Here is a 16,908-nt window from a genome sequence, read left to right as displayed (position 1 = left end):
GGCGGGCGTGGACAGGACGGTCGTGCGACGCTCGGACGGACGACAAGGCGGTGCCGGGCCGCACGGGAGCGGTCCGCCCGCCGCGAACCCCACGGAGGTGCGCGATGACCGTCCCGCCGACCCCTGACGAGCAGCAGCCCGGCCTCGACGAGGTGCCCGACCCGGTGAAGGCGACGGAGCCCACCGCGGAACCGGCACCCGACGAGCGCGACGACGAGGACGCGACCGGACCGGTGATCGCCGGGCCCGGCATCGGGGGCGCCACGACGACGCCGATGCCGCCCGTTCCGCCGAGACCGAACCTCGGCAGCGGCCACTGAGCCGAGGCGCCGAGCCGCAGCGCTCGTCGCGTGGCGACGTGGTCGTCGTCACAACCGCCCGGACCGGCGTCCGGAGAAGGTCTCGGTGCGGCTGCGATCAGGTCACGGGCAGGCCACGATCTGCCCCTAACCTGGGGAGGTCCTGTGTGACCGATGGTCGTCCGACGTCTCGCACAGCACCTCCACCTACCCTGGCAGGACATCCCGCCCGGCCCCGGAGGTCATCCTGAAGCGCACGCTGCTGCACAGCCGCCCCGCGGTGTGGACCGCCTTCCTGCTGGTCCACGCGTGGCTGGCGGTGCTCGGCGTGTGGCTGATCCCGCAGAAGGCCTTCTGGGACCTGGACCTGTACCGCTACTGGATGTGGCTGGGCGTGCACGGGTTCGGGTGGCCGGGGATCGACACCAGCTGGGTGTACCCGATCGGTGCGACGGTGCCGATGCTCGCCGCCGGGTTCGGCGGGCTGGCTATCGGCCACGGGTACGCGCTGGCCTGGTCGATCATGGTGACGGTCCTCGACGTGCTCGCCATGGCGATGCTGCTGCGCCGCGACCGCGGCCAGGTGGGTGGCTGGTGGTGGACCGGTTTCCTGCTGCTGCTCGGCCCCATCGCGATGGGCCGGCTCGACGCCATCGTCGTCCCCCTGGTGATCGCCGCCCTGCTGTGGAGCATGGACCGACCGGCCGTCGCGTCCGCGCTGCTGACCATCGGCGCGTGGATCAAGGTGGCGCCCGGCGCGCTGCTGGTCCCCCTGTTCTGGGGCGCGCACAAGCCGTGGCGCGACGTGGTCGCACCGGCGGCGGGCGTCTCGGCGATCGTCATGGGCACCGCCATCGGCTTCGGCGGTCAGGGGCACGTGCTGTCGTTCCTGCTGGAGCAGGGGCAGCGCGGCCTGCAGATCGAGGCGCCCGGTGCGACCCCCTGGGTGCTGGCCGCCCTGTTCACCACCTCGATCAAGCGGGTGCTGAACGCGCAGATCGTCACGTGGGAGCTGCTCGGGCCCGGGACGCAGAAGATGGCGGACCTGCTCGGCCTGCTGCTGCCGATCGCCGCCGCCGCCGCGATCGCGCTGCTGTGGTGGAAGCGGGAGCGCGTCGGCCTGGCGCTGTGGGCGGACCGCAAGAAGCGCGGTGAGCTGGTGGTGCGCGGCGCGATGCTGATGACCCTGGTGCTGCTGGTGTTCAACAAGGTCGGGTCGCCGCAGTACATGACGTGGCTCGCCGCACCTGTCGCCGTGGCGCTGGTGCTGGGCCTGCCTGGCTGGGGCACCACCGCCAAGTGGGTGCTGGGCGTCGGCGCCGCCACCCAGCTGGTGTTTCCGTGGGAGTACACGGAGATCACCGGCGGCGGCCTGGGTGTGACCCTGGTGCTCGCCGCCCGCAACCTCGCGCTGATCGGCCTGCTGGTGCACACCGCCCGAGAGCTGTTCCGCGTGGAGACGGACGAGCCGGCGGCGCCGAGCGCGCCTGCGGACCGACGGTCTGCACCGGCCCCCGCGCCGGAGCCCGCCACGAGCCCCGTGCTCGCGGACGCCCTGCTGGTCGACGAGGCGCCGGCGGTGGAGACCGCGGCGCCGAGCCCCGCGCGCGAGCCGGTCGACCCGTCGCCGCGCCGTGGCGTGCTGCCGGACGGTGGTCTCGCGTCACCCGCCACACCCTGACGCGACTGCCACCGCAGCGAGCGGTGCGGCGGAGCCGGCGCGCCGCGCCGAGCGCAGCCCCCTGCCCGCGCTGAGCGGGCGCGCCGGCTACCGCCAGCTCAGTAGGCGGCCGTGAAGCGCGCGCGCCGGTGGGTGGGGTTCTCCACCTCGTCGAGGATCGCGACCGCCAGGTCGGCCCCGGACAGGTCCGAGCGGCCCTCGTCGTCGGTCAGCAGCACGTCGTCGCCCACGCGGAACGTTCCGGTCCGCTCCCCCGGTGCGTAGGCGCCGAACCCCGCGGCGGGGCTGATGTAGAACCAGTCGAACTGCTCGGGGCTGCCGCGCAGCTCGTCGAGCACCGCGGCGAGCTCGAGGGACTCCGCGAGGTACTCGGCGGGGAACTCCGGCGTGTCGAAGAGCCGCGGGCCACCGGGGGCGACGTGCAGCGACCCGGCGCCGCCGATCACGCCGAGCCGCACGCCGGCGGCCTGCGCCGCGACGGCGAGCTCGTGGATCACCTCGCCGAGGCGGCCCGTCAGGGCGCCGCGCGGGGACAGCGCCTCGACCACCACGTCGGCGTCCGCCACCGCGGCCGCCGCGTAGGCGGGGTCGAGCGCGTCCGCCTGGCGGTAGGCGACACCCTCGACCGGCTGGTCCGGCAACGAGCGGCTGACCGAGGTCACCTGGTGGCCGCGGGCGGCGGCCTCCTGGACGATGTGCCCGCCGGCGTAGCCCGTGCCGCCCAGAACCGTGATCCGTGCCATCTGTGCTCTCCTCGAGGTCGTCGTCCGCGGCCGGCCGCTCACCCGCCTGCCGCCGTCGACCTGACGAACACCGCCGAGGTCAGAACCCTTCCGGCGCCTGCGGCACGTACGGCTGCTCGAGCTGGGACAGCTCCTCCGGGTCGAGCCGCAGCTGCAGGGAGGCGACCGCGTCGTCGAGGTGGTGCGGCTTGGTGGCACCGACGATCGGGGCCGTCACGGCCTCCTGCTGACGGACCCATGCGAGCGCCACCTGCGCCCGGGACACCCCGCGGTCGGCGGCGATGCGGCCGACGGCGTCGACGATCGCGCGGTCGGCGTCCTCGCTCTGCTGGTAGAGGGTCTGGCCGAAGCGGTCGGTCTGCGAGCGCGTCGTCGTCGTGCCCCACTCCCGCGTCAGCAGGCCGCGAGCCAGCGGGGACCACGGCAGCACGCCGATCCCCTGGTCCAGGCAGAAGGGGTGCATCTCCCGCTCCTCCTCGCGGGACAGGAGGTTGTACTGGTCCTGCATGGAGACGAACCGGGTCCAGCCGCCCAGGTCGGCGGTGTACTGCGCCTTGGCGAGCTGCCAGGCGTACATCGACGAGGCGCCGATGTACCGGGCCTTGCCCGCGCGCACCACGTCGTGCAGCGCCTCCATCGTCTCCTCGACGGGCACCTGCGGGTCCCAGCGGTGGATCTGGTACAGGTCCACGTAGTCGGTGCCGAGGCGGGTCAGGCTGGCGTCGATCGCCGAGAGGACGTGCTTGCGGGACAGGCCGCCGCCGTGCGGGCCGTCGTGCATGCGGCCGTGCACCTTGGTCGCCAGCACGACCTCGTCGCGGGACGCGAAGTCACGCAGCGCGCGCCCGACGATCTCCTCGCTGGAGCCGTCGGAGTAGACGTCGGCGGTGTCGAAGGTGTCGATGCCGAGCTCCAGGGCTCGACGGAGGAACTCGCGGCTCGGCTCCTCCGGGAGGCTCCACCCGTGGTTGCCGCGGGCGGGGTCGCCGTAGCTCATGCAGCCCAGCACGATCGAGCTGACCTGCAGGCCGCTGCTGCCGAGACGGTGGTGGTCCATGGGTGTCCTCCCGAGGGGACCGACGGGGACGGACCCGGACGGCCGAGCGGCGCGGGTCCTCGTCGAGGCTAGCCCGCGACCCCGGCAGGCGCCGGGCGGGATCGGGTGCGACCGTGGAAGACCCGCCACGAGGAGGACCACCGTGATCACCGAGCTGGCCACCAGCGTGTCCGTGTCACCCGCGTCCCTGCTGCACGCCCTCGGACCATGGGCGCTGGCGGGGATCGCCGTGATGATCTTCATCGAGTCCGGGGTGCTGTTCCCGTTCCTGCCCGGCGACTCCCTGATCCTGACGGCGGTGCTGCTGCGCGGTCAGCTGGGGCTGTCCCCGGTGTGGATCGCGGTGGTGGCGTTCCTCGCGGCGGTCGCCGGTGACCAGACCGGGTTCTGGCTGGGCCACCGGTTCGGGCGGCGGTTCTTCCACGACGACGCCCGCGTGCTGACCACCGCGCGACTGGCGGAGGCCGAGCGCTTCTTCGACCGGTACGGGCCCGTGTCGCTGGTGCTGGCGCGGTTCGTGCCGATCGTGCGGACGTTCGTGCCGCTGGTGGCCGGGACGGCGCGGCTGCGGTACCGGCGGTTCGTGGTGTGGAACGTCACCGGGGCGCTGCTGTGGGTGGTGGGGCTGACGGTCGTCGCGCTGGCGCTGGGTCGGCTGCCGTTCGTGGCGCACAACATCGACCTGCTGGCGGTGGTGGTCGTGGTGGTGTCCGTCATCCCGATCGTCGTCACCGCCCTGCGGCGGCGCGCCGCGACCGGCGCCCCCGAGCGGGACCGGGCTACCGTCCACGGGTGAGCGACTGGGTGCTGGACGTGCCGCTGCGCACGGAACGGCTGGAGCTGCGCGAGCACCGGGCCGGTGACCTGGAGGACCTGCTGGTGTTCCACGGCGACCCGCAGGTCACCCGGTACACGTCGTGGCCGGTGCGGGACCGGGAGCAGACGAGCGTCGCGCTCGAGCGGCGGCTGACGCAGACGCGGGCCGCCGAGCCGGGCGACCTGCTGAGCCTGGCCGTGGTGGAGCGGGCGAGCGGCACGGTGATCGGCGAGGTGCTGCTCGTGCGCAGGTCGGACAGCACCGCCGAGCTGGGCTACGCGATCCGCGCGGACCGGTGGGGGCAGGGACTGGCGTCCGAGGCGGTGCGGGCCCTGCTGGACGGCGCAGTGACGCTGGGGGTGACGCAGGTGGGGGCCGTGGTGGTGGACGGGAACGACGCCTCCGTGCGGCTGCTGGGCCGCCTCGGGTTCACCGACCTGGACACGGCCGGTCCCCCGGCGAAGGACGGCAGCCCGACGCGGACGTTCGCGCTGACGCTGGGCTGACGGCCGGCTACGGCCGGCGGGGCTGGGGGCCGGGGGTGCGGTGGGCCCGGTCGATGTCGTCGTCGGCCGGGAAGTCCGTCGCGGGCGCCTCTCTCGCGCGGGACGATGGGGGCGTGACCCTCCTCGACCGCCTGGACACCGACCTGCACACCGCGATGAAGGCGCGCGACGCCTTCGCCACCTCGACGCTGCGGCAGGTGATCGCCGCCGTCCGCGGGGCCGCGAAGGCCGGCCCGGTGGCCCGGGACCTCGATGACGACGAGATCCTCGCGGTGCTGACCGCCGAGGTGAAGAAGCGCCGGGAGAGCGCCGAGATCTACGCCGGCGCCGGTGCCGCCGACCGGGCGGCGAACGAGACCGCCGAGGCCGACTTCATCGAGGCGTACCTGCCGGCGGCACTGACCGATGCCGACCTGGACGCCCTGGTCGCCGAGGCGGTCGCCGCGACCGGCGCCACGTCGATGAAGGACATGGGTGCCGTGATGAAGGCGGCGCAGGCCGCGGCGGCGGGCCGGGGACGCGTGGACGGCAAGGTGCTGTCCGGCAAGGTGCGTGCGGCACTGAGCTGACGTGGGCTGACGTGGGCTGACGTGGACGCAGGACGCCGCGGACTCAGCTCCGCACAGGCGGCCGCCCGGTTGCGGTCGGACGGACCGAACACGCTGCCCGCACCACGTCGGCGGTCGCCCCTGGCGACGTTCGCCGCGCAGCTGGTGCACGCGTTCGCGCTGCTGCTGTGGGTGGCCGCCGGGCTGGCGGCGCTGGCCGGGCTGCCGCAGCTGACCGTCGCGATCGCCGTGGTGGTGCTGGTCAACGCCGCGTTCTCGTTCCTGCAGGAGGCGCGTGCCGACCGGGCCGCCGAGCGGCTCCGGTCGCTGCTGCCCGGCACGGTCAGCGTGCGGCGGGACGGGCAGCCGCGGCAGGTGGAGGCCGCGGACGTCGTCGCAGGCGACGTGCTGCTGCTCGAGGCGGGCGACCGCGTGCCGGCGGACGGCGACGTGCTGCTGGCCGACGCGGCGCTGCTGGACACGTCGACGCTGACCGGTGAGAGCGAGCCGAGCACGCTGGACGTCGCCGAGCGGGTGTACGCCGGGACGTTCCTGGTGGAGGGTTTGGCCGAGGCCGTCGTCGTCGCGACCGGGCCGCGCACCCGGTTGGCCGGCATCGCCAGCGCCACCTCGGCGGCCGGCCTGCACCCGACCCCGCTGACCCGCGAGCTGACCCGGGTGGTGCGCGGCATCGGGGCGATCGCCGTCGTCGCCGGCCTGGCGTTCCTGCTGCTCACCCTGATGATCGGCCGCTCGCTGCCCGACGCCTTCGTGCTGGCGATCGGCGTCACCGTCGCGCTGGTGCCGGAGGCGCTGCTGCCCACCGTCACCCTGGCGCTCGCCTGGGGAGCCGAGCGGATGGCGAAGCGGCAGGTGCTGGTCCGCTCGCTCGAGGCGGTGGAGACGCTGGGGTCCACGACGTTCGTCTGCACCGACAAGACCGGCACGCTGACCCTCAACCAGATGACGGTGGTGGCCGCGTGGACGCCCGCCGGGTCGGCCGTGGTGGGCACCGCCGGGTACGCGCCGACGGCGGCTGTGGACGTGGACCCCGGTGCGCACGAGGCGATGGTGGAGCTGGGCCGGGCGGCCGCCCGCTGCTCGCGCGGGTACGTGGAGCAGGCCGGCGAGCGGTGGGTGGCGCACGGCGACCCGATGGAGGCGGCGCTGGACGCCTTCGCGCGGCGGCTGGGGGTGGACACCCCGACGGTGCGCGTCGAGTCCTGGGCCGACGTCGCGTTCGCCTTCGACCCGCACCGCCGGCGGATGAGCGTGGTGGCCGGCGACCAGGTGCTGACCAAGGGCGCGCCGGACGCGCTGCTGCCGCTGTGCCCGGCCGGTGAGGCGGCGGCGGCCGCGGCCGCCCTGGCGCGGCTGTCCGGGCAGGGGCTGCGCGTGCTGGCCGTGGCGAGCCGGCCGACCGGTGCGACGGCGCCGACCACGACGGCCGCCGCCGAGACGGGGCTGCACCTGCTCGGCCTGGTCGGGCTCGAGGACCCGCCACGACCGGAGTCGGCCGCCGCGATCGCCGCCTGCCGCAGCGCGGGCGTGCAGGTCGCGATGATCACCGGCGACCACCCGGTGACGGCGGCCGCGATCGCGCTGGAGGTGGGGTTGCGGACCGCGGACGGTCCGGTGCACCTCGGTGCCGACCTGCCGGCGGACGACGCGGCGCTCGGCGCGCTGCTGGACCACGACGGGGTGGTGGTGGCCCGCGTCGCACCGGAGGACAAGCTGCGGATCGCGCGGGCGCTGCGCGCCCGCGGGCACGTGGTGGCGATGACGGGCGACGGGGTGAACGACGGGCCGGCGCTGCGCGAGGCGGACATCGGTGTGGCGATGGGCGCCTCCGGCACCGACGTGGCCCGCGAGGCGGCCGACCTGGTGCTGCTGGACGACCGGTTCTCCTCCGTCGTCGCGGGCATCGAGCTGGGCCGGGCGACGTACGCCAACGTCCGGCGGTTCCTCACCTACCACCTGACCGACAACGTGGCCGAGCTGGCGCCCTTCGTGCTGTGGGGCGTCACCGGTGGGGCGTTCCCCCTGGCGCTGGGGGTGCTGCAGGTGCTGGCCCTGGACATCGGCACGGACACGCTGTCGGCGACGGCGCTCGGTGCCGAGCCGCCCGCCCGCGGCGTGCTGGCCGAGCCCCCGGCGGCCGGGCGGCTGCTGGACCGGACGGTGCTGCGGCGGGCGTTCGGGCTGCTCGGGCCGGTCGAGGCGGTGGTGTCGCTGACCGCGTTCACGGTGTCCCTGCTCGCGGCGGGGTGGCGGTTCGGCGATCCGGCACCGGCAGGTGCGGTGCTGGCGACGGCGTCCGGTGCGACGTTCCTCGCGGTGGTGCTGGGACAGGCCGCGAACGCGTTCGCCTGCCGCAGCGAGGGACGGGCGGCGCCCGGCCGGGCGAAGAACCTGCTGCTGGCGCCCGCCGTGGCGATCGGCATCGCGTTCTGCCTGGTCACCATCTACGTGCCGGCCCTCGCGCGGCAGCTGGGACAGGCGCCGCCGAGCCCGACGGGGTGGGCGCTGGCGCTCGGGGCACCGGTGGCCGTGCTGGTGGCGGACGCGCTGGACAAGGCGGTGCACGCGCGTCGCGCGGCCCGCGGTCGCGGTGCAAGTTCCGCAATGACTACGGAGGTCACGACGGCGGCCCGCGGCTAGCGTCGGGGCGGCGCACGACCGTGTGCGGCACACCGTCCGGAGGGCACATGAGGGCAGCACCACGCATCGGCGGCACCGGTACGGCGCGTCGGGCGCTCGTCGTGCTGACGGCCGGCGCCGTGGTGCTCGGCACGCTGAGCGGCTGCTCCCTGTTCGGCCAGGACAAGAAGGGCCACGCCGTGTCGGCGCTGGCGGCCAAGCCGGGCGACTGCGTCATCGCGCCGACCGCGATCACCGCCGAGATCAAGGACGTCACCGTGGTCCCCTGCTCGCAGCCGCACCAGCAGGAGGTGTACGCGCTGGCCGCCTACCCGCTGCCCGCCGGCACCGAGAAGACGGCGGCCTACCCCGGCGCCGCGGTGCTCAAGGCCTTCGCCGACGGCGCCTGCCTGTCCGCGTTCTCCGGGTACGTCGGCACCGACTACCACGACTCGTCGCTGTACTTCACCTACCTGCTGCCGTCCGCCCGGGGCTGGCAGGCGGGTGACGACCGGGACGTCACCTGCGTCATCACCACCACGGGGGCCAAGCGCACCTCGTCGGTCAAGGGATCGAAGCTCTAGCAGCAGCGGCGCGAGCCTGCGCCGACGGGAGGACGACCATGGGCAAGCCCGCCGCCACCGCGACCGCGATGCTGCAGTGCAGCTTCGGCCTGGCCCCCAGCACGCTGAACGTGCTGCCGATCGCCCGCGTGATGATCGAGGGCAAGCCCGCCGCCGCGATCACCGACGCGATCCCGATGGTGAACATCCCGCCCTTCGGCATGTGCACCTCGCTGGCGAACCCGCAGGTGCTGGCCGCGACGACGGCCGCGCTCGGCGTGCTGACGCCGATGCCGTGCGTCCCGGTCACCGGCGCGTGGGTGGGCGGTGCGGTGCAGACGACGATCGGCGAGAAGCCCGCGCTGACGCTGGGCGCCACGTGCACGTGCGGGTTCGGCGGCGTGATCCAGATCGTCAACCCCGGTGCGGTGCGGACGCTCGAGGCCTGAGCGCAGCCGTCACTCCCGGCCGGCGAAGGACTGCGCGAGGCCGTCGATCCGGGCCCGCGCCCGGGCGTCGTCACCGGGAGCGGTCGCCCACAGCAGCAGGTCGCCGTTCACCGTCGTCTCGACCACCAGGTCCGTCTGCCCGGCGAGGCCGCGCAGCTGCTCCTGGGCCGCCTCGGCCTCGTCGTAGTCCTCGAACTCGAGCACCGTGACGTGGGCCTGCTCGCCGGGCCAGTCGAAGGCGATCGCGTCGAGCGCGTCGACGTCCTCGGCGGTCGGCACCGGGTCCGTCTCCTGCAGGTCCGCGTCGTCGGTCAGACCCAGCAGCGCCAGGACGCGGCCACGCTGGTCGGTGAGGCTGTTCATCAGGTTCTCCTCGTCGGGATCGGGGATGCAGGCGGCTCGTCGGACCGGTCAGGCCGACGGCATCGCCTTCTTGGCGTCGGACCACTTCCCGTCGCTGATCGCGTCCTTGAACTTGGTCCACTTCGAGTCGAGCGTCCCCGTGCTCATCTTCGGCTTCTTGGCCTTCCACGCGGCCCGGAAGCTCGCCTCGAGCTTCTCCGTCTTGCCCTCGAAGTAGATCTCGCCCAGGACGGTCTCCTGGTCCACCTTGCTGGCGCCGAGGATGCGGACCATCTCACGCACGAACGTCACGTTGTCCTGGTAGTTGTTCCGCTCCGGACCGCCGTCCTTGGTGGGGGTGGCGTTCTTGGTGGTGAGCATGCGGGTGAAGTACTCCGTGATGCCCTCGTTCAGGTCGAAGCCGAACGTGTCCAGCACGTCGTTGGGCGCGTAGCGGTGCATCGACTCGTGGATCGCCGTGCTGGGCGTCCCGCGGTCGGCGTGCAGGATGGCCGGCTCGTCGGCGTTCTTGGTGGAGGCGTAGGCGTTGGTGCTCTGCTCCTCCGCCACCGAGTCGGTGGGGAACTCCACGCCGTAGACGATGGCCCAGTCCTCCGGCGAGATGCTCGCCACGTAGCCCTCGCCCTTCTTGCCGGCGGCGACGGCCGTGGCGATGAACGGCTTGATGTGCGGGTAGTCCTCGATGTTGGTCCTGATGAACTCGTCGGCCTCGGCGCCGGTCAGGTGGTGCTTCACCTTGGTGCCGTCCTTCTTGGTCTTCTGCTTCGCCATGTTCACGGCGGCGAGCAGCGACATGTAGTACAGGTCGCCGAGGTGCGCGCGGCCCTTGGCCATCGCGGCGGGGTCGTCGGCGATCGACTTCTTCTCCGCGGTGCTGAAGGTGTTGATCAGCTGGCGGAGCGCGTCCATGCGCACCTTGGCCTGCGCCTTGCCGGCCGGGGCGGTCTGCGGGTCGCAGGCCTCCTCGAAACGCTCCTTCGCCGACTTCGGCGTGGGCGGGGTGACGGCCTCGGGGGTGGGCGTCTGCGTGGTCGGGGTCTGGGTGGTGGGCGTCTGGCTCGGGGTCTGGTCCTGGGTCGGCGTCTGGGGCGCGGTCTCGGTCGGCGTCTGGGGCGCGGTCTGGGGTGCTGTCTGCGGCGTGACGGACTCCGGCGTGACGGACTCCGGCGTGACGGACTCCGGCGTGGGCACGGGCAGCTCCCCGCCCTGCGGCACGGGCAGCGGGACCGGCTGCTCGGGCGTCGGCACCGGTGGTGTCAACGCCTCCGGGAGCGGGGTCTGCGGCAGCGTCGGCGCCTTCTTCTTCTTGCCGCCGAACAGCTTCTTGAACGGGTTCCACCGGCGCACCGTCGTCGCCTCGACGCGGGCCTGCTGCCGGCGCAGCGCGCCGGCACCGGCGGTGGTCGTGGTCCCCGCCTGCTCGGCATCCGCCGTGCTCGTCGTCGCGACGCGCGCCGCCTGCCGCTGCAGCCGCTGCACCGTCCGCTCGGCCACCGCGTCGGCGGCGGCCTCCGCCGGGTCGTCGGCCCGCCCGATCACTGGGCCGTCCCCCGCCGGTGCCACCCGGCCGCTGTGCTGCTGCACGACGTGGGCCAGCTCGTGGCCCAGCAGCCGGTCGCCGCCCGGGGTGCCCGGCGCGTAGGTGCCGCGGCTGAAGTACACGTCGGACCCGGCCGTGAACGCCACGGACTGCACCGACCGGGCGATGGTGTCCGCCTCCGCGTCGTCGTGGATGCGCACCCCGCGCAGGTCCGCGTCCATCGCGGCACCCATCCGCTGCGCGACCTCCGGCTCCAGCGGCCGGCCCTGGCCCTGCCGCCGGCGCAGCACGTCGGCGACCTCGGGTGCCGCGGCCGTGCCACCGAGGGGGTCCTGGGTGGCGGCGCGGCGGCGGACGTCCACGGCCAGGCCAGGGACGGCGACCGGGTCCACGGCGTCGTCCTGCGCCACCTCCGTCGCCGCCGCCGTCGCAGGGCCGACGGCGGGCGGCGCCGCGGTCAGCCGTCGCTTCTCGAGCGTCGTGCGCTCGTTCTCAGCCGGCATGGTCGCCCTCGCTCTCGATCGGAAGTGTCGTCCGGACCCACCCACCTGGCCGACCGCTCGCCAGGACCCTGCCCCTCGCAGCCACCGGCGGTCAGCCCGGCGCGAACCCGTCGGCCGGCACCCGCCGGCCGAGCTTGTGGTACTCCGCGACGGTCGCCGCGAGCACGTGCCGCATGCCCACCGGCTGACCGGCGGCGATCGCGTCGTAGGCCGCGGCCAGCACGATGTTGCGGATGTCGCCGCCGGCCAGCTCGATCTGCTTGGCGAGGTGCGTCACGTCCACCGGGTCGGCCGGGTCGGTGGTGACCCGGTCCAGGTGGGAGCGCCACAGCAGCCGCCGCGTGGGCTCGTCGGGGTCCGGGAAGTGCACGATGAAGCTCATGCGGCGGCTGAACGCCGGGTCGAGGTTGCCGTGCAGGTTGGTCGCCAGGACGGTGATGCCGTCGAAGCTCTCCATCCGCTGCAGCAGGTAGGCGACCTCCTGGTTGGCGTACCGGTCGTGGGCGTCCTTGACGTCCGACCGCTTGCCGAACAGGGCGTCCGCCTCGTCGAAGAACAGCAGCACGTCCAGGCTCTCCGCCTCGTGGAACACGCGCTCGAGGTTCTTCTCCGTCTCCCCGATGTACTTGTCGACGATCGACGTGATGTCCACCCGGAACAGGTCCAGGCCCAGCTCGGCGGCGATCACGTGGGCCGCGAGCGTCTTGCCGGTGCCGGGGCTGCCGCTGAACAGGGCCGCGAGGCCGGTCCCCTTGCCGCCGACGTCGACCAGCCGGCCGTCGGCGAGCACCTCGTCGCGGTGCTGCGCCCAGGACACCAGCCGGCGCAGCGTCGCGGCGGCGTGGTCCGGCAGCACCAGGTCGTCGAACGACGGCGCCCGGCGCGGTGCCGCGGCGGGTCCGGTGGTCATCGAGCCGGCCACGCGGCGGGCGGCGGCCCGCGCCGAGCCGGCGGACAGCTCCGCCCCGGTCAGCGCCGCGAGGTCCGTCGCGTAGCGGGCGGCGTCGGCGATCGACTCGGGTGCGAGCCGCAGCGCCGTCAGCGCCGGGTCGGCGACACCGGTGCCCAGGTGCTGGTCCCAGACCACGGTGCGGTGCTGCGTGGTCACCGGGGGCGCCTCGACCACCAGCGGGTGCCGGGCGAGCCACAGCGGCTGCCACGGCCGGTCGCTGACCGCGAGCACCGGCACCACGGCCTGCGCCAGCGCCAGGAACGCCGCGGCGGGGTCGGTGCCGGCCCGTTCGGGGCCGGCCAGCTGGTCGGCGTGGGCCAGCACCAGGCCGGCCCCGCGCAGCGCCGCCTCCCGCACCAACGCCCTGACCAGGGCGGACAGGTCGGCAGACGGCGGGACCCGGGCGAGGTCGACCGCCAGGCAGCCGACGCCGGCGGCCGCGAGCGCCCCGGCGGCCAGCGACAGCCCGCCCGAGCCGAGCGGTGAGCGCACCCACACCAGCGGCGCACCGGCCTCGACGGCCGCCGTCAGCACGCCGTCGGCGTCCAGGTCCGGCAGCGGCACCGGGTCGACCAGCAGCGCGGCGAGCGGGCCGTCGAGCTGGTCGACGCCCGTCAGGTGGGCCAGCACCCGGTCCGGCAGCCACACGTCGCGCAGCAGCCACGGCCGGTCCGACGACTGCTCGAGCAGCCCGTGCCGCCGCAGCGGAGAGCCGGCGCCGAGCCGGGCGTGCGCCTCGCTCGACAGGGACGGCTGACCGGTCAGCTCCAGCACCAGGCCGGTCGACGCGCGGGCCGGTGCCCGCTGCCCCCGCAGCAGCCCGAACACCAGCGCGAGGTTCACGTCGAGGTCCGGTGCGGCGGCGACGGTGAGCACGTCGACGTCCTCCGGGTCCAGCCCGAACACGTCCGCGACGCCCGCCAGGCGGTCCTCCTGCTGCGGCAGCGGCCCGGCGTACTCGTCGCGCAGCACCTCGAGCGCCGCCTCGAGCCGCGCCGCCAGGGCCGGGTCCGCGACGTGCCGCCGGTCCGCGGCGAGCTCGACCGGCTTGAGCAGGCGCGCCAGGCGTTCGCGCACGACGAGCCTCCTTCACGACGACGGACGGCACGCGGCACCGGGCCGCCCTCGACCCGGCGTGCCGACCCACGGCGCCGGGGCAGCCGGACGGGCTGCCCGCACCGCCGGTCCGGGTCGACCGGCCGGTCCGCTCCGAGTCTGACCGCGGCGCGTGCGCACGGTCGAGGGCTGGGCGGCAACTTCGGTAGCGATTACCGATGTTGGCCGTTCCGCCCGGTTCCTAGCATCGGCAACGCCTCTCCGGCGTGCGGTGGCTGCTGGCAGCGACGGCCTCTGGCATGCGACGGCTGCTGGGCCGGTGACCGGGCCCACGGGCGGCACGTCGAGCAGAAGGGAGCCCGCCATCCTCATCCCCGCAGTCGAGGACGGGCTCGAGAGCTACCTGCGCTCCGCCCTCCCGCTCAGCACCGAGACGGGCGACATCTCCTTCGAGGCGCCGTCGTCCACCTGGGCCGCGCAGGTCAACCGAATCACGGTGAGCCTGTTCCTCTACAACGTCGGACGCAGCCCGGTGCCGCCGCGGCCGGCCGCCTCGCGCCCGGGACCCGACGGGCGCGCCGAGCACCGGGCGCCGCTGCCGATGGTGCAGCTGTCGTACCTGGTCAGCGCGTGGGCCGGGAGCACCCGCGACGAGCACCAGCTGCTCGGCGACGTGCTGACGCGGCTGGTGACGCAGCAGGTGCTGCCGGTGGAGCACCTGACCGTCCCCCTGGAGTCCAGCGTGCAGCTGAGCCTGGCGGTGGACGAGCTGAACCGGCCGCGCGAGCTCTGGTCCGGCCTGGGCGGCACGCTCAAGGCGTCGTTCACGCTGCTGGCGACGGTGGCCGCGGACGCCTACCCGTGGCAGCTCGCCGCCCCGGCCGTCACGGCGGTCGACGCGACCGCCACCCCGCTGCGCCCGGCCGCCCTCGACCGCAGGGCGTGACCTGACCGTGCGCGTGCTCAGCGGTGTCGACGTCCTCGAGGTCCCCCCGGGCGGGTCCGGCGAGATCCCGATCGACGTGGTGAACACCGGCACGGTGATCGACGGCGTCAGCGCCCAGGTGCTGGGGCTGCCCGCCGAGCACACGTCGTCGCGACCGTCCGTGCTGGCCCTGTTCCCGGACGCGACCGGGCAGCTGGTGGTGCGGCTCGACCTGCCGAGCAGCTTCCCGGCCGGCACGCACCCGATCACGGTGCAGGTGACGGGCGAGGCGGGCACGGCGGGCGCCGCGCACCACGACGTCGACGTGGTGGTGGCCACGCGGCCCGAGCTGGCGCTGAGCGCGGCGCCGACGACCATCCGGGCACGCCGCCGGGCGACGTTCGAGGTGCAGGTGGCCAACCGCGGCAACGTGCCGCTCGACGTCGCGCTGCGCGCGACGGACAGCGACCGGAGCCTGGCCGCGACGCTGACGCCGTCCACCCTGAGCCTGGCGCCGGGGGCGACCGCCACGTGCGCGGTGCGGGTGCAGGGCCCGCGGCAGCTGCTCGGCCCCGACCGGGAGCGGGCGCTGCAGGTGGAGGGCACCGCGCTGGACCAGCACCAGGTGCTGCCGCTGGTGCTGCGGCAGCGGTCCCGGTTCAGCGCCGGGGTGCTGACGCTGCTGGTGCTGGCGGCGATCCTGGCGGCCTGGGCGACGATGTTCCTGCTCGGCGTGGGTGCCGTGCTCGGCGCGGACCCGTTCACCAAGGTGGCCCCGGCGTCGTTCTTCGCGGCGACGGGGGTGACGGGGGCGGGCGGTGCCGCCGGCGCGGCGGCCGGCGCGGCGGGCGACGGTGGCGCACCCGCCGGTGCGGTGCCGCGTGACGGGGTGCTGCCGGCGGGCGTCGGTGGCACGGTGGCCGGCACGGTGACCGCCACCAGCGACCAGCAGGGCGTCGGGCGGCTGACCGTCGAGGCGTGGCGGTCCACCGCCAACGGCCCGGTGCTGGTCGGCTCGGCGGCCACCCAGCAGGACGGCAGCTACGCGATCGCGGGGCTGTTCCCCGGGGCGTACCTGATCAGCGTGCGGGCGGAGGGCTACACCACCGTCTGGTACCCGGCGGCGGCCGACGCGTCCGGCGCCACGTCGGTGAGCGCCGTCGCGCAGACGGTCACCAGCGGCGTGAACCTCACCATCACCGGCGCCGCGGCGCAGATCAGCGGCAAGGTGGACGTCGGCGTGGTCACCACCCCCGTCGTCACCACCGTCGTCGCGCGGGCGACCTGGGCGCGCGACGACGCGACCCTCACCCGCACGGTGACCGCCGCCGCCGACGGCACGTACTCCCTGCCGAACGTGGTGGCGCCCGGCACCTACGAGCTGAGCTTCACGGCGCCCGGCTACCAGCCGACCACCATCACCGAGACGGTCACCGGCGGGCAGCAGCGGTTCGCGCCGAACGTCACGCTGCGCGCCGGTACCGGCCAGATCTCCGGGACGGTGACGGACGGGAAGGCCCCGCTCGGCGGTGTCACGGTCACCACGGCGGACGGAAGCAACCCGATCGTCGTCGGCACCCCGACGGTCGGCGCCGTCGGCACGTTCGTCATCCCCAACCTGCCGACGCCGGGCACCTACGTGGTGACGTTCACCGCACCGGGCTACACGCCGTCGACCGTCGTCGTCGACCTCACCGCCGGCCAGTCGAAGACGGGCCTCGCCGTCGCGCTGACGGGAGGCGCCGGCACCGTCACCGGCCGGGTGCTGGCGCCGGACGGCAGCGGTCTAGGCCGGGCGACCGTCACGGCGACCGGCGGCCCCACCGCGGTCAGCGCCACCTCGCTGACCACCGGCACCGTCGGCTCCTTCACGCTGGCCGGGCTCAAGCCGGGCCTGTACACGCTCACCGTCACGCTCGCCGGGTACACGTCGCAGAGCGTGGCGGTCGACCTGTCCACCGGGGTGGCGCCGCCGGTCAGCGTCACGCTGCGCCCGTCCTGGGGCACGGTGCAGGGCGTCGTCCGCACCGGCACCGTCGGCACGGCCGGCGTCAGCGTGGTGGCGACCGACGGGCAGCACAGCTGGACGACGACGTCGACGGCGGCCGCCGGCACGCCGGCCGGGTACTACTCCTTCGTCCAGCTGCCGCCCGGCTCCTACTCGGTCAGCGTGTCCCAGGGCGGCGTGGTGGTCAGCACCGCCGTGGTGACGGTGACCGCGGGCGGGACCGTCAGCCAGGACCTGAGCCTGCCCGGGGCGGGCTGA

At 74.8% G+C, this 16,908-nt stretch carries 15 protein-coding genes; 10 read left to right on the top strand and 5 right to left on the bottom strand.

Annotated features, from left to right (window positions below):
* Positions 1–104: 104 nt before the first annotated feature.
* Positions 105–320, top strand: a complete 216-nt coding sequence (locus tag N0B34_RS10490; protein ID WP_263731339.1) for a hypothetical protein — start codon at positions 105–107, stop codon at positions 318–320.
* A 259-nt stretch (positions 321–579) separates the two neighbouring features.
* On the top strand, positions 580–1,980 hold the full coding sequence (locus N0B34_RS10485) for a hypothetical protein (RefSeq protein WP_263731338.1): 1,401 nt from the start codon (positions 580–582) through the stop codon (positions 1,978–1,980).
* A gap of 98 nt (positions 1,981–2,078) precedes the next feature.
* Here N0B34_RS10485 and N0B34_RS10480 read toward each other — a convergent pair whose 3' ends face one another.
* The gene (locus N0B34_RS10480) at positions 2,079–2,723 is read right to left on the bottom strand and encodes an NAD(P)-dependent oxidoreductase (protein WP_263731337.1); all 645 of its coding nucleotides are present in this window, start codon (positions 2,721–2,723) and stop codon (positions 2,079–2,081) included.
* Positions 2,724–2,802: 79 nt separating this feature from the next.
* Complete coding sequence (locus N0B34_RS10475; protein ID WP_263731336.1) at positions 2,803–3,780, bottom strand: aldo/keto reductase; 978 nt, start codon at positions 3,778–3,780, stop codon at positions 2,803–2,805.
* A 142-nt stretch (positions 3,781–3,922) separates the two neighbouring features.
* On the opposite strand from N0B34_RS10475, the gene N0B34_RS10470 reads away from it, so the two are divergent.
* From N0B34_RS10470 to N0B34_RS10445, 6 genes are all read left to right on the top strand, one after another.
* The gene (locus N0B34_RS10470; protein ID WP_263731335.1) at positions 3,923–4,576 is read left to right on the top strand and encodes a DedA family protein; all 654 of its coding nucleotides are present in this window, start codon (positions 3,923–3,925) and stop codon (positions 4,574–4,576) included.
* Positions 4,573–5,103, top strand: a complete 531-nt coding sequence (locus tag N0B34_RS10465; RefSeq protein WP_263731334.1) for a GNAT family N-acetyltransferase — start codon at positions 4,573–4,575, stop codon at positions 5,101–5,103. The genes N0B34_RS10470 and N0B34_RS10465 overlap by 4 nt, the downstream gene beginning before the upstream one ends.
* Before the next feature lie 113 nt (positions 5,104–5,216).
* Positions 5,217–5,672, top strand: a complete 456-nt coding sequence (locus N0B34_RS10460) for a GatB/YqeY domain-containing protein (protein ID WP_263731333.1) — start codon at positions 5,217–5,219, stop codon at positions 5,670–5,672.
* A gap of 21 nt (positions 5,673–5,693) precedes the next feature.
* Positions 5,694–8,312 (top strand): cation-translocating P-type ATPase, encoded by a 2,619-nt coding sequence (locus tag N0B34_RS10455; protein WP_263731332.1) that lies wholly within the window; start codon positions 5,694–5,696, stop codon positions 8,310–8,312.
* 47 nt (positions 8,313–8,359) lie between these two features.
* On the top strand, positions 8,360–8,875 hold the full coding sequence (locus N0B34_RS10450; protein ID WP_263731331.1) for a septum formation family protein: 516 nt from the start codon (positions 8,360–8,362) through the stop codon (positions 8,873–8,875).
* Between the two features lie 38 nt (positions 8,876–8,913).
* Positions 8,914–9,303: a DUF4280 domain-containing protein gene (locus N0B34_RS10445; protein ID WP_263731330.1), complete on the top strand. Its 390-nt coding sequence runs from the start codon at positions 8,914–8,916 to the stop codon at positions 9,301–9,303.
* Between the two features lie 9 nt (positions 9,304–9,312).
* Here N0B34_RS10445 and N0B34_RS10440 read toward each other — a convergent pair whose 3' ends face one another.
* The 3 genes from N0B34_RS10440 to N0B34_RS10430 form a co-directional block, all read right to left on the bottom strand.
* The gene (locus N0B34_RS10440) at positions 9,313–9,666 is read right to left on the bottom strand and encodes a hypothetical protein (RefSeq protein ID WP_263731329.1); all 354 of its coding nucleotides are present in this window, start codon (positions 9,664–9,666) and stop codon (positions 9,313–9,315) included.
* Between the two features lie 48 nt (positions 9,667–9,714).
* Entirely contained in the window at positions 9,715–11,709 is a 1,995-nt protein-coding gene (locus N0B34_RS10435; RefSeq protein ID WP_263731328.1) for a DUF4157 domain-containing protein, read from the bottom strand.
* Positions 11,710–11,800: 91 nt separating this feature from the next.
* Complete coding sequence (locus N0B34_RS10430) at positions 11,801–13,738, bottom strand: ATP-binding protein (RefSeq protein ID WP_263731327.1); 1,938 nt, start codon at positions 13,736–13,738, stop codon at positions 11,801–11,803.
* A gap of 298 nt (positions 13,739–14,036) precedes the next feature.
* Here N0B34_RS10430 and N0B34_RS10425 point away from each other — a divergent pair, with 298 nt between their 5' ends.
* Complete coding sequence (locus N0B34_RS10425) at positions 14,037–14,663, top strand: DUF4255 domain-containing protein (RefSeq protein ID WP_263731326.1); 627 nt, start codon at positions 14,037–14,039, stop codon at positions 14,661–14,663.
* Positions 14,664–14,670: 7 nt separating this feature from the next.
* Entirely contained in the window at positions 14,671–16,908 is a 2,238-nt protein-coding gene (locus N0B34_RS10420) for a carboxypeptidase regulatory-like domain-containing protein (RefSeq protein WP_263731325.1), read from the top strand.

Origin of the sequence: Cellulomonas sp. SG140 (assembly GCF_025770785.1) — a bacterium.
GTDB lineage: Bacteria > Actinomycetota > Actinomycetes > Actinomycetales > Cellulomonadaceae > Cellulomonas.
This window is presented reverse-complemented; position numbering and strand designations above follow the sequence as displayed.